The sequence below is a fragment of the Rhizomicrobium sp. genome, assembly GCF_056722145.1.
This window is the reverse complement of sequence record NZ_JBWZET010000152.1, coordinates 1-12,303: the sequence shown is the minus strand read 5'-3', so window position 1 is coordinate 12,303 and position 12,303 is coordinate 1. Positions and strand designations below refer to the sequence as shown.

At 65.2% G+C, this 12,303-nt stretch carries 9 protein-coding genes; 4 read left to right on the top strand and 5 right to left on the bottom strand.

The genetic code is table 11. The features are described 5' to 3' along the window. Together AC1P6P_RS08485 and AC1P6P_RS08480 are read right to left on the bottom strand one after the other, a co-directional pair. A partial coding sequence (locus AC1P6P_RS08485; protein ID WP_481402006.1) for a Ku protein occupies nucleotides 1-445 on the bottom strand: 445 nt, incomplete at its 3' end. A 121-nt stretch (nucleotides 446-566) separates the two neighbouring features. After that, on the bottom strand, nucleotides 567-737 hold the full coding sequence (locus tag AC1P6P_RS08480; RefSeq protein WP_481402005.1) for a DUF1328 domain-containing protein: 171 nt from the start codon (nucleotides 735-737) through the stop codon (nucleotides 567-569). A 256-nt stretch (nucleotides 738-993) separates the two neighbouring features. On the opposite strand from AC1P6P_RS08480, the gene AC1P6P_RS08475 reads away from it, so the two are divergent. Continuing rightward, entirely contained in the window at nucleotides 994-2,397 is a 1,404-nt protein-coding gene (locus AC1P6P_RS08475; protein WP_481402004.1) for a PAS domain S-box protein, read from the top strand. Here the strand turns inward: AC1P6P_RS08475 and AC1P6P_RS08470 are convergent. The 3 genes from AC1P6P_RS08470 to AC1P6P_RS08460 are packed head-to-tail and all read right to left on the bottom strand — an operon-like array spanning nucleotide 2,394 to nucleotide 4,948. Next, nucleotides 2,394-4,115: a sensor histidine kinase gene (locus AC1P6P_RS08470; protein WP_481402003.1), complete on the bottom strand. Its 1,722-nt coding sequence runs from the start codon at nucleotides 4,113-4,115 to the stop codon at nucleotides 2,394-2,396. The two genes, AC1P6P_RS08475 and AC1P6P_RS08470, sit on opposite strands and share 4 nt — an antisense overlap. Before the next feature lie 27 nt (nucleotides 4,116-4,142). After that, complete coding sequence (locus tag AC1P6P_RS08465; protein WP_481402002.1) at nucleotides 4,143-4,772, bottom strand: sigma-70 family RNA polymerase sigma factor; 630 nt, start codon at nucleotides 4,770-4,772, stop codon at nucleotides 4,143-4,145. After that, nucleotides 4,769-4,948, bottom strand: coding sequence for a NepR family anti-sigma factor (locus AC1P6P_RS08460; RefSeq protein WP_481402001.1), 180 nt, complete (start codon nucleotides 4,946-4,948; stop codon nucleotides 4,769-4,771). Before AC1P6P_RS08460 ends, AC1P6P_RS08465 begins: the two co-directional genes overlap by 4 nt. A 212-nt stretch (nucleotides 4,949-5,160) precedes the next feature. Between AC1P6P_RS08460 and AC1P6P_RS08455 the strand changes: the two genes are divergently transcribed. The 3 genes from AC1P6P_RS08455 (at nucleotide 5,161) to AC1P6P_RS08445 (ending at nucleotide 11,564) form a co-directional block, all read left to right on the top strand. After that, the gene (locus tag AC1P6P_RS08455) at nucleotides 5,161-5,946 is read left to right on the top strand and encodes a response regulator (protein WP_481402000.1); all 786 of its coding nucleotides are present in this window, start codon (nucleotides 5,161-5,163) and stop codon (nucleotides 5,944-5,946) included. An 89-nt stretch (nucleotides 5,947-6,035) separates the two neighbouring features. Next, a complete protein-coding gene (locus AC1P6P_RS08450) occupies nucleotides 6,036-7,865 on the top strand; it encodes an autotransporter assembly complex protein TamA (protein WP_481401999.1) in 1,830 nt (609 codons plus the stop codon). Next, a complete protein-coding gene (locus tag AC1P6P_RS08445) occupies nucleotides 7,866-11,564 on the top strand; it encodes a translocation/assembly module TamB domain-containing protein (RefSeq protein WP_481401998.1) in 3,699 nt (1,232 codons plus the stop codon). It abuts the gene before it with no gap. The last annotated feature ends 739 nt before the right edge of the window (nucleotides 11,565-12,303 follow it).

The window sequence follows — 12,303 nt, the reverse complement described above, 5'->3', positions numbered from 1 at the left end:
CTTCGCGGATGACGCTGTAGGCTTCCACTGCCGACTCTCCGTCGGGCAGCAGGTAGTAGGGCTCATTCCAGAACAGCCGGTCGATGGCGGCGGCGTCAACGAAGAGTTCGATTTCGAGATTGTCGGTGGTCTCCAGCCGCACGCCGTTCAATTCCTCGTTGGTGACGATGGCGTAGCGGTCCTTTTCGAACTCGTAGCCCTTGACGAGGTCGGAGCGGTTCACCGGCCCGGCATCGGGATCGGTCGGAACCATCCGTATGCGGTTGTTGGTGGCGGGATTGATCAGGTGGAAGGCGATATCGCGGCGGCGGCTGACGGCGCCATAAAGCGCCACCGGGCAGCTCACCAGCGACAGGCGCAGGTTGCCCGACCAGATCGGGCGGTTCGACAGCGCCGCGCCGGCGTCCCGCCGCTTCGCCGGTTTGGGTTTTGCCTTGGCTGCCATGGTTTTCGAAGGGTTGGAACGAGCGGGCTCCCGAACGGTCTTGGGAAGGGGGCTGGGCGGCCGTGTCGAATTCCCGCTCGCTGTCCTACAACGCTCCGGGTCGGGAGCGGTTCCGGTGAAATCAGATCGGCGGCGTGCGGCGGCGTCCGGTGATCAGGCTGATGGCCAGAAGCACGACGAACGCGATCAGGAGAAGCTTGGCGATTTCGGCGGCGAGCCCGGCCATGGCGAAGAAGCCGAGGAAGGCCGCGATCAGCGCCAGGATGAAGAACGTGAGTGCCCATCCGAGCATGTGTGTGCGCCTCGTTGGAAAGTTGCGATAGGAAAAGCCCCGAGAGCCGGCGCGGGTTCCGCCGCTTCCCGCAGGCGCCGCCAGCTCGATCCCAAAAAGGTCACAGCCGCGACTGAGCGCAAGCTGAAGACAGTGTTCGCCGGCTGTGTCTAGAGTAGGTTCCGGCGCGTGCGAATATTCTCCTTTGCGCTGCCGAAAATCCTGCCGGGGGACACCCCGGCGACAAGGAGTAACGGTGGGCCTCACCGATTTGAGAATGCCGGACCCGCACGCAGCCGCGTCCGACAAGGCCGGCGTGGAGTGGCTTTCCGCATCGGCCGACGGATTGGGACTGCTCACCGGCGTGTTCGACGCGCTGCCGATGGCGATCTATACGACGGACGCTGCCGGCACCATCATGTTCCACAATTCCGGCGCGGTGGCGTTGTTCGGCGCCGAACCAGTCGATGGCGCCTGGAGCAATGCGCGCACGCTGTATTGGCCAGACGGCGTGGCGATGCGCGAAAGCCCGATGAGCATTGCGCTGAAGGAACGCCGGCCGATCCGCGGTGCCGAGGCCCGCATCGAGGGGCCGGACGGAATGCTTCGGCTCCTCATTTACGCAACGCCCATGTTCCAGGGCGAAACGCTGATCGGCGGTGTGAACGTGCTCCTGGATATCGGCGAACAGAACCGTGCGGCCTATCTCGAACAGCGCCTCGCCGCGATCGTGGAATGCTCCGAGGACGCGATCATTTCGAAGGATCTCAGCGGCACCATCATCACCTGGAACAAGGCGGCCGAGACCTTGTTCGGCTACACCGCGGCCGAAGCGATCGGACGGCCGGTGATGATCCTGATCCCGGAGGATCGTCAGCAGGAAGAGGCGGCGATTTTGGAGTCGATCCGCAGCGGCACGCCGGTGGCGCGTTACGAGACCTGGCGCCAGCGCAAGGACGGAACGCTGGTGCCGATCGCGCTTACCGTATCGCCGCTGCGCGACCGCTCCGGGCGGATCATCGGCGCCTCCAAGATCGCGCGCGACATCTCCGACCAGATGCGCATTCGCGAGCATCAGAATCTGGTGCTGCACGAGATGAGCCATCGGGTGAAGAACGTGCTGGCGGTGGCGGGCGGGCTGATCGGCCTGTCGGCGCGTTCGGCGCAGAACCCCAATGCGATGGCGCGGGCGGTGCAGGAGCGTCTCGGTGCCTATTCGCGCGCCCACGACCTCACCCGCAAGACTGCGGTGGCCGATGGCGGCGAGGGCACCACGCTGCACACGCTGATCCATGCCCTGGTCGCGCCGTACGTCGTTGAAAGCGGCGATACGGCCAATATCGTGGTGGAAGGCGAGGATGCCGCGATCGATGCCAGCACGACGGCCAGCCTGGCGCTGGTATTGCACGAATTCACCACCAACGCCGGCAAATACGGGTCGCTGTCGGCACCGGCCGGAACGGTCCATGTGGTGACGCGCGAGGATGGCGAGCAGGTCGAGCTGGTGTGGACCGAACGCGGCGGGCCGCGGGTAAACGGCCCTCCGTCGCGTCATGGGTTCGGCAGCGTCCTGGCGGTGAAGACGGTGGAAGGCCAGCTCGGCGGCACGCTCGATGTCGATTGGCAGCCGGACGGCGTCGTCATCACCATGCGCCTGCCGAAGCACCGCATGGTTGCTTAGCCCGGCTTGGAGCGCGACAGTTCGTAGACGTTGCTGTCCTCGGCCATGTCGCCGGCAACCGTCGTGCCGATTGGAATGCGCAATGTGAGGATTTCGCCGCCGCCGTCTTGGGAGTCGACGCCATAGCGCCCGCGCAATTGATCGGCGAGGCTTCTGAGGATGCGCGCCGACAGCGAGCCGGGCGTCGGCAGCGCCCCGGCGGTTTCGTCTTCGATCTTCAGCATGTAGCCGCCCTCGGTGCTGAAAAACGACAGCCGCACGGTGCGGGTGCGGCTCTCCGGCCAGGGCAGGAAGATGTCGAAGCTGAGCGCCTCGATGGCGAACAGCACGATCGGGGTCGCGATGTCGGGCGGCAGCCAGCGCGGTTCGATGGTCAGGTGCAGCCGGAAGGTCTGGTTGCTTTCCGCCGCCAGGGTGCGGACCTGATCGGCGAGATGATCGAACAGCACCGGCATGTTGAGGGTCGGATCGCTGTCGTTCTTCTCGATCTGGCGCTGGATCAGGGTCAGGGCATCGACCCGCGCGATGATCTGGCGAAAAGCGCTGCGGGCGACCGGATTGGCGATGTTCTGGGCGTAGATGGAAATCAGGCTGGAAACGATCTGCAGGTTGTTCTTGACCCGGTGATGGATCTCGCGGGTCATTTTCGATTGCTGCTCGAGCGCCTGGCTCAGGGTGCGGTCGCGATCCTGGATCGCCAGCGCCATGCGTTTCATCTCGCGTCCGAGCAGGCGGAATTCGACCGGCGCCTCGCGCATGTCGTCGAGCGACAGGGTGTAGTGGTTGCGGCCATAGGCGACCGCGACGCGCTTGAGATACAGCGTCCAGCGTACCACCAGCCACTCGGTGCCGAGCCAGATCGCGGCGCAGGTGGCGGCGACGATCGCCAGCGTCAGCAGCACGTCGGCGAGCAGGTACCAGCGGAAGACACCGAGCAGCCGCGGTTCGGGAATGCCGAAGGCGACGTATTTGTCGGAGATGCCGATCGGTTCGGCCACCCAGCGCCAGCGCTTGCCGGCATCGCTGTTGACGGTGAAGACGCGGGTGTGTTCCGCCTTGCGCTTGCCGATCACTGCAGTCGCCAGCTCCGACGATACCGGCTCGTTCGACGCCAGCACTTGTCCCGAGCCGTCGAGGATCAGCGACAGCGCGCCGTTCGGCAGTTTGGTGACTTGCGGCGCGCTTTCCAGCCAGTTCAGATCGACGGACGCGCTGATCGCGCCGGAAAAACGGCCGTCGCCATCGTGCAAGGGCAGGGCGATCGGCAGCAGCGGCCGGTTCAGGATTTTGCTGGTGAACTGGTTGCCGACGATGATGTGATCGGCCTTGCGCAGGTCGTTCCACCACGCCAGGCGGGCATAGATCGGCGTATCGGGCGCCACCGCACCCATGCAGATGACATGCCCATCGCTGTCGACACGGGTGAGATTGACGATCGGCAATGCACCGACGAGTGAATCCGACAGCTCGCGGTAGCAGTCGGCCGTGACGCGGGTCTGCTCGGGCCGGCGCGCCAGCGAGCGCAGCACCTGCTCGGCGCGGGTGAAGACATTCTGCTCGCTGTACGCCGCATAGAGTGCGGTCTGGACCAGGATGCGGTCGGTCTCATGCTGGTAGGCGCGAAAATTCAAGATCGCCTGCACCAGGCTCGCCAGGGCCACCGGGGCGAGTGCCAAGCCGACGAACAGCATAAGCCGCGGACGAATGGAACCGAGCACAACTACCCCCGGAGGCGCCGTCACCGACTAGCGCACCAACTTCTCCGCGTTTGCTTCCCGCACCTTGCGGAACAGGGCGTCGGCGAGATCGTCGGCGTTCGGGCTGGTCTTGTCGCGCCGGTCCGGGAGATGACCCGCGGTGCCTTCCACCAGCGTCTGCAGCTGCTTTCGGGCGCGCGACACGCGGCTTTTGATGGTACCGACGGCGCAGCCGCAGATTTGCGCCGCTTCGTCGTAGGAGAATTCCGAGGCGGTGAGGATCAGTGCCTCCTTCTGCTCCGACGGCAGCTGGCTGAATGCCCGCATCAGGTCGGTGAGGTCGAGGCGGGCGTGCTGTTCGGCATCGGCGCCTTCGGAGGCGTGCGAATAGGCGGCGTTGTAATCGGCGGCGGTTTTGGCGCGGCGGTGGTTGGAATAGAATTCGTTTCTCAAGATCACGAACAGCCAAGCCTTCAGATTGGTGCCGAGCTGGAACTTGTCGCGCGCCTGCCAGGCTTTCGCCAGCGTCTCCTGGGCGAGGTCGTCGGCGAGATCGCGCTGACCGCACAGCGAGCGGGCGAAGGCGCGCAGGATCGGGATCATCTCCACCAGCCCGTCGCGGAAGGAATGCGAATCCGCCGGCATCGGCGTGCGGGGTCTTTCGAGGGGGCGGCTCATTCCGGCTTTCCCTCGTCCATCTTGCGCAACAGCGACATGAACTCGTCCGGCACGGGTTCGGAGGCGACGGTGTCGAAGAATTTCCTCAGGCCGCGCGTGATCGCCTTCTGGTGCGCCTTGTATTTGCGAGCGCTTTCCTTGAGGTCGGCTTCCATCGTTTCCGGCGGTCGCTCCATTGTCGGGGACCTTTGCTGCTGTTTGTTGTCCATCAAAGCCCTCTGACCGCGATAGGTAACGGAAGGAATCGAGCGCTGTCGGCTGAGCGTTGTCAGGCTGAATAACAACCAAGCCGCTTTTTTGTTCCTGGCAGGGAACAGAGTTTTTCGGCACGACTTTAGGAACCGTCGGGGCGCGCTCGCCCCTCGCTTACATTGGGGAAGGGTACGCTATGACCATGACCGAAACGCTGGGCCCGCATCTTCCGTTCCTCCGCCGCTACGCCCGGGCATTGACCGGTTCGCAGGACACCGGCGACAACTATGTCCGTGTGCTCCTGGAGTCGCTGCTCGACGGCAATATGAGCCTTCCCGACAGCGTGCCGTCGCGGCTCGGGCTCTATCGTTTGTTCCACGAACTATGGTCGTCCAATATCCACCTTCCCGGCGCGGAAGAGGCAAGTGCCGACACCACCGTCGAGCAGCGCCTGCAGGCTCTGCAGCCCGACAACCGGGAGGCGCTGCTGCTGACCTCGGTGGAAGACTTCACGGTTGCGGAAGCCGCCTACATTCTCGACGCCTCCGAAACCGAGGTGCGCGAGGAGATCGATGCGGCGCTGGCCGCCATCGACCAGAATCTGCAATCGCGCGTCCTGATCATCGAGGACGAGGCGATCATCGCGCTCGATCTCGAAAACCTCGTCAACGAACTCGGCCATCGCGTGGTCGGCATCGCGGCGACGCGCGACGATGCGGTGCGGCTTGCCCGCCAGCGCCGGCCCGAGCTGATCCTGACCGACATCAAGCTCGCCGATGGTTCGTCGGGCGTCGATGCGGCGATGGCGATCGTCGAGGACCTTGACGTTCCGGTGGTGTTCATCACCGCCTATCCGGAATTCCTGCTCACCGGCCAGCGCCCGGAACCGACTTATCTCGTCACCAAGCCGTTCTCGCGCGACACGGTGCGGGCGACCATCGGGCAGGCGCTGTTCTTCCATCGCCCGCGCATGGCGGCGTGATTTCGGTAGCGTAATTTGGGGGAGCACAAGACGGTGAAAGCGGCGTTTGGGCCCTTCACAAAGGGCGGATTTTGCGCCTAAGTGATCCTATGCGCCGCCTCGCTGCCGTCTTCGCCGCCGCTGTTCTGGTCAGTGCCGCCTGGGCTGCCGATCCGCAAGGCTACACTCTGTCCAACCCCGATACCGGCGACGGTGCGGTCGACGCGGCGCTGCGCGATTCCTCGCTGCTGATCAGCCTGCGCGACAAGACGCCGGCGCCGCCGTTCGCTCTCATCGACCGCGCCCGCGGCGATTACGGCCGCTTTCAGACGGTGATGGAAAGTTTCGGCTACTACAAGGCGGGCATCAAAATCACCATTGCCGGTCTCGATGTTTCCGACAAGACGCTGCCCGACGTGCTCGAAAAGGTGCCGCAGGGCCAGATGGTGGAAGTCAAGACCGTCATCGAGAAGGGTCCGCAATACACGCTCCGCCGCGTTGCCGTGGAAGGAACGGTTCCGCCCGACTTCGACTGGGCCGCGGTGCTCGGATTGCACAGTGGCGATCCGGCGATTGCCGCGCGGGTGCTGGGCGGGCAGGGGGCGCTGCTGTCGGCGCTGCAGGAAAAGGGCTACGCCTTCGCCAAGGTCGATGCCCCCGCTGCCTATGCCGACGATAGCGCCAATGCGATCGACATTTCCTTCGCGATGGAGCCCGGCCGCAAAATGCGGATCGGCGCGATTGCGATTGTCGGCCTCAAGGACGTCAACGAGACCTACGCCCGCGACAGCCTCACCGTTCATCCCGGCGATCTTTATCAGCCGAGCGCAATCGAGCGGGCGCGGCTCAAGCTGGTCGGACTCGGCGTGTTTTCCGGTGTCTCGGTGGAGGCGGTGAAGGAGGCGGCGTCCGACGAGTCCGTGCCGCTCAAATTCGACGTGCAGGAGCGGCCCAAGCACGCGGTGGCGCTGTCGGGCAGCTATTCCACCGACCTTGGCGTCAGTCTGGCGGCGAAGTGGTCGCATCGCAACCTGCTCGGCAACGGCGAGCAGCTCAATCTCACCGCCTCGGGCATCGGGCTCGGCGGCACGGCGACCGAGGGCATCGGCTATGATGTCGGCGCCCAATTCATCAAGCCGCGGTTTTTGCGCGACGACCAGGAGCTGGAGCTCAACGTTGCGGCGATCAAGCAGCACCTTGATGCCTATGCCCAGACTGCCGAGACGTTCGGCATTTTCGCGCGCAAGAAATTCTCCAAACTGTGGAACGGCACCGCCGGCCTGACCTACACCCACGACGAGGTTTCGCAGGAAGGCTTCGACTATTCCTACGACCTGCTCGCCGCGCCGGTGACGGCGGTTTACGACACCACCGGCCTCAAGGACCCGCTCGCCGATCCGGTCAAGGGCGCGCGCGCTTCCGTTTCGGTGACGCCGACGGTGGCGTTCGGCGCCAAGACGCTGCTGTTCACGGTGCTGCAGGCCTCGGGCTCGGTGTATTTCGACGTCTCCGGCGACGGCCGTTCGGTGATCGCCGCGCGCGCCCTGGTGGGCTCGATCCAGGGCGGCGATAATTTCGATCTGCCGCCGGACCAGCGCCTTTATGCCGGCGGTTCGGGCACGGTGCGCGGTTTCCGCTATCAGTCGATCGGTCCGCATTTCGCCAACGGCCATCCCACCGGCGCGGCCTCGATCGACGCGGTGTCGCTGGAATATCGCCAGCGGCTGTGGAGCGATTACGGTTTCGCCGCGTTCGTTGATGCAGGACAGGCAAGCGCCGACAGTCTTCCGCTCAACGGCAGCGTTGAGGTGGGTGCCGGTGTCGGCGCGCGCTACTATACTTCGATCGGGGCGATCCGGGCCGATGTCGCGGTGCCGGTGACCAAAGTCCCGAACGGGGACGCGTTCGAGATTTACATCAGCATCGGCCAGGCCTTCTAGATGGGATCATCTTTGGCGTCATGGATAAGGCGCAATGGCAAGCGCTTGGGCGTGATCGCCGGTTCGTCCGTAGGCGGATTGCTGCTGTTCGTCCTGTTCGCCCTCTACACCCCGCCCGGCCACCGCCTGCTCGGCTGGCTGATCGAGCCCTTGTCGGGCGGCATGGTGGCGGTCGAGGGGATTTCCGGCACGCCAAGCCATCTCGCGGTCGAGAAGCTGACGCTGCGCGATGGCGGCGGGCCGTGGCTCAGCGCCGAGGGCGTCAAGCTCGATTGGCATCCGCTGTCGGCGCTCGGCAGCCACATCCGCATCGACCGCATCGCCGCCGACAAGATCGCCGTCGCCCGCAACCGCCAGCCGCCGCAGACGACCGCCAGCCCCTCCACCACGGTGATCGACATCGGCGCCATCGCGCTGCCTGACATCACGCTCGATCCGGCGGTGCTGGGGCGGCGCGCGGTGCTGTCGGCCGCGGGCAAGCTGCATTATGCCTCGCGCCACGACGTGGCCGCCGATCTGTCCATCCGCCGCCAGGATGCGCCGGGCCGCTATGAAATCCATTTCGGCATTGCCGACGACGTCGCCCGCGGCACCATCCGTGTCGATGAGGACGGCGAGGGGCTGGCGGGCGGCCTGATCGGATTGCCCGATCTCGGGCCGGTGGTGGTGGAAGCGAACGCCGGTGTGCAGGGCAGGGCCAATGCGGTGCGCTTCAGTCTGACCGCCGGCCTGCTCGACATGTTCGGCGGCGGCGCGCTTGATCTGAAGGCCGACGAGGCCGACATCGATTTTTCCGTCGTCGCACCGGCGATGCAGCCGAGCAAGACGCTGGCGTGGTCGCTGGTCTCGGTGCGCGGGCATTTGCACGGCCCGTTCAAGCGGCCCGACATCGCTGCCGGCGCCAAGATTTCCGGCCTGGTGTCGGGCGGCACGCGCATCGCGCTGATCGATGCGACGATCACAGGCACCGGCGGCAAGGCCCATTTCGGCGGCCGCTTGGAGGGGTTGGTGCTCGCGGGCGAGAAGAAGCCGGTGTTCGCGTCGGCGCCCGTGGCGATCACTGCCGATGCCGATCTCGCCGCGCCCGACCGCCCGGTGCGCTTCGCCCTCAGCCATCCCGCTCTGACCGCCAGCGGCCACACCACCACGCGCCTGCCGATGACCGGCTCGGTCAAGCTCGCAGCGCCGTCGCTCGCCGCATTGGCACCGCTGACGGGTCTAGCTGCCGAGGGCCGCGCCGATTTCACCGCCGATTTCCGCCGCACCGACACGACGACCGAGGTGAAGGCGGCCGGCACCATCGCGGCGCGCGGCGACAGTGCGGTAGCGCGGCTGTTGGGAACGGCGAAACTCGCCGCCACCGCCAGCATCGATACCTCGGGCCTTACTGTTCAGGGCTCGCTTGAAGCGGCCGCGGCGAAAGCCAATGTGCGCGGCAACTCCACCCCGACGCGGCAATCCTTTACCGCCGACATCGCGCTCAACGATCTGTCGCGTCTGGCGCCGACGCTGATCGGCGACATCAACCTGCGCGCCAACCTCAGTGGCACGCCGCAGAACGGCACCTTGACGCTGCACGGCACCGCTCTGGCCGCGACCAAAGGCACGCCTCGCCAGACCGTCACGCTCGATGCCGAAATCCTGGGGCTTCCCGCGTTCAAGAATGCCCATCTGCGCGCGGCCGGCCGTTTCGATGGCTCGCCGGTATCGGTCAAGGCCGATGTCGCCGCCGCCCAGCCGGGCGACTGGAAAATCGATATCGCCGACGCCAGCTGGCGCAGCGCCCACGCCCAAGGCTCGGTGCTGATCGCCGGTGCCACACCGCAGGGCTCCGTCAGTGTGCGGATCGCCCGGCTCGCCGATTTCGCGCCGCTGGTCGGCGCCGCGCTGGCGGGCAGCGTCGATGCCCGCACCGATTTCCGCGGCAATGTCGCCGCCGTCCATGCCGGCATCGCCAATCTTGTCGCCGGTGCGACCAAGGTCGACCGTCTCGATATCGCCGGCACCATCGCCAATCCGTTCGCCGCCCCGGTGCTGGCGTTGACCGTCGCGGTGCCCCATTTCGCTACCGGGGCGGCATCGGGTTCGGCGGAAGCGCACCTCAACGGCCCGCTCACCGCGCTGACTCTCGCCGCCAAGACGCAAATCGCCACCAGCGATGGCCAGGCCTTCAGCGTTGCGATGGACGCGGCTGCCGACACCAGGGCCAAGCACGCCACCATCACCCGCTTCGAAGGGGTGTGGCGCGATCAGACCATCACGCTGGCCCAGCCGGCGCCGATCGATTACGCCGATGGCGTCAAATTCGCCGCCACCTTCGTCGAAGCCAAGGCGATGCAGCTCACCGTTGCCGGCACGGTTCCGGCGCAAGGATCGATGGCGGTCAAGGCCAATGGCACCGCCGATCTCGGCGTCATCCTGTCGGGGCTGGCGTCGATCGGCGAGAACGTGCGCGGCAAGATCGCGCTCAATGTTGCGGTCACCGGCACCACCGCCAATCCCAACGTGGTCGGGCAGGCGACGCTGACCGGCGCGCAGGTTCAGGATTACACCCGCGGCCTCGCGCTCACCGATGTCAATGCCGTCATCGATGCGCAAGGCTCGGCGATCCGGCTCAGCAAATTCACGGCGAAGGCAGGGCCGGGCACGATTTCCGGGTCCGGCACGATCGATCTCGCCGCCAAGGGCACGCCGGTCGACATCACTTTCAAGGCGTCCAACGCGCGGCCGATTTCCAGCGACCTGATGACCGCCACGCTCGATTCCGAGCTGAAATTGCAGGGCCATTTGAGCGACGAGATGCGCCTTGCCGGCACCCTCGCCATTCGCCGCGGCAATATCAACATCCCGGAGAAATTCCCTGCCGAGGTGGCGAGCCTCAACGTCCGCCGTCATCGCCAGGGCCCGCCGGTGCCGCCGCCGAAAACGACGCGCATCGCGCTTGATCTCAAGGTGACGTCGCCGGGGCAGATTTTCGTGCGCGGTCGCGGGCTGGAAGCGGAGTTCGAAGGCTCGCTCACCATCACCGGCAGCAGCGGCGCGCCGCAGGTGGAAGGGGCGCTCGAAATGCGGCGCGGCACGCTCAGCCTCGGCGGCGCCAATCTGACCTTCACCTCGGGCCGGATCAGCTTCAACGGCCAGGCGTTGCGCAGCCGCCTCGATCCCAGTCTCGATCTGGTGGCGCAGCAGGACTCGAACGGCATCACCGCGACGCTGAAGATCACCGGCACCGCCTCGGCGCCGCACATCGAGCTGTCGAGCACGCCGTCGTTGCCGCAGGATGAAATCCTCGCCCAGCTTCTGTTCCAGCAGAGTTCGAAATCGCTGTCGGCGATGCAGCTTGCCAGCGTCGCCCAGGCGGCGGCGACCTTGAGCGGCGGCGGCGGCGGTTTCGATCCGGTCGGCACCATGCGCAAAAGCCTCGGGCTCGACCGCCTTGCGGTGGGCTCGAACGGGTCGGGCGCCAGCGGCATCGGCTCGACCAGCATCGAGGCGGGAAAGTATGTGTTGCGTAACGTCTACATCGGCGCCCAGCAGGATTTGTCCGGCGGCACCAAGGCAACGGTCCAGGTCGACATCACCAAGCACCTGAAAGCCCAAGCCCAAGTCAACACCGGCCCCCGCGCCGCCACCACCCCCTCCACCCCGCTGCAAGACAACGGCGACTCGATCGGGCTGAGCTATCAGTTCGAATATTAGAGCGGAGGACAATCAAAAAGGCTCTTACCAAACTCTCTTAAAACTCCCCTCATGCTGAGGAGCGAGCCGCGTCATGCCGTCTAAAGAGTGTTGCGCCGTCATGCGGCGAGCCTCGAAGCACGCACCGTGCGCAAACAAGGAGGCACGCGGAGACGCGGGGTCATTGGGAGTTTGGGGTCAGAGTAAAAACTCGCGGCACGCCCTGCTCACCGGCCAAATCCGCCAGCGAGTTTTTACTCTCACCCCAATCGCTCTTCCCATCGGCCATCATCTGCTCCGCCCGCTCCGCGTCTCCGCGTGAAACTTTTTGTTTGGGAACGCTTCGCAACAACGCCATCAGCCGAAGGGTCTGAGACCCGCCAAAGACGGCTCCCCCACTTCTTCAGCGGGGCAGAGGTCGTCCGGCGCAGCATAGCCGCGCGGGAGAGGGGGATGTCCGCTTTGCGCCGATTTTGTTGAAAAACTCGTTCGCCTAAGGATGTAACGCAATCATTGAATCAGTGCTGCGATTTGTTTGAATAATTGGTGCGTATTTTGCGCATCGGTGGAATCATAGTTGCGCAAAATCAGGTCCGGAATAGTTTTTCAACAATATCCGCCAGGAAGCGACATTCCTGGCAGGGACTTTTTCTATGGTAGTTCCCAAAACATCTGTGAAAGTTCAGCCGCAATCGCGACTGCAAAAATTGATACACTTAAGAAACGATATTTTTTTCCATGCGTGAGAGCCATTGCAGGG

What these genes read in the sequence shown, in the direction of transcription:
- AC1P6P_RS08480 (WP_481402005.1), bottom strand. Translation starts at nt 737, where the DNA reads ATGCTCGGATGGGCACTCACGTTCTTCATCCTGGCGCTGATCGCGGCC.
- AC1P6P_RS08475 (WP_481402004.1), top strand. Translation starts at nt 994, where the DNA reads ATGCCGGACCCGCACGCAGCCGCGTCCGACAAGGCCGGCGTGGAGTGG.
- AC1P6P_RS08465 (WP_481402002.1), bottom strand. Translation starts at nt 4,772, where the DNA reads ATGAGCCGCCCCCTCGAAAGACCCCGCACGCCGATGCCGGCGGATTCG.
- AC1P6P_RS08460 (WP_481402001.1), bottom strand. Translation starts at nt 4,948, where the DNA reads ATGGAGCGACCGCCGGAAACGATGGAAGCCGACCTCAAGGAAAGCGCT.
- AC1P6P_RS08455 (WP_481402000.1), top strand. Translation starts at nt 5,161, where the DNA reads ATGACCATGACCGAAACGCTGGGCCCGCATCTTCCGTTCCTCCGCCGC.
- AC1P6P_RS08450 (WP_481401999.1), top strand. Translation starts at nt 6,036, where the DNA reads ATGCGCCGCCTCGCTGCCGTCTTCGCCGCCGCTGTTCTGGTCAGTGCC.
- AC1P6P_RS08445 (WP_481401998.1), top strand. Translation starts at nt 7,866, where the DNA reads ATGGGATCATCTTTGGCGTCATGGATAAGGCGCAATGGCAAGCGCTTG.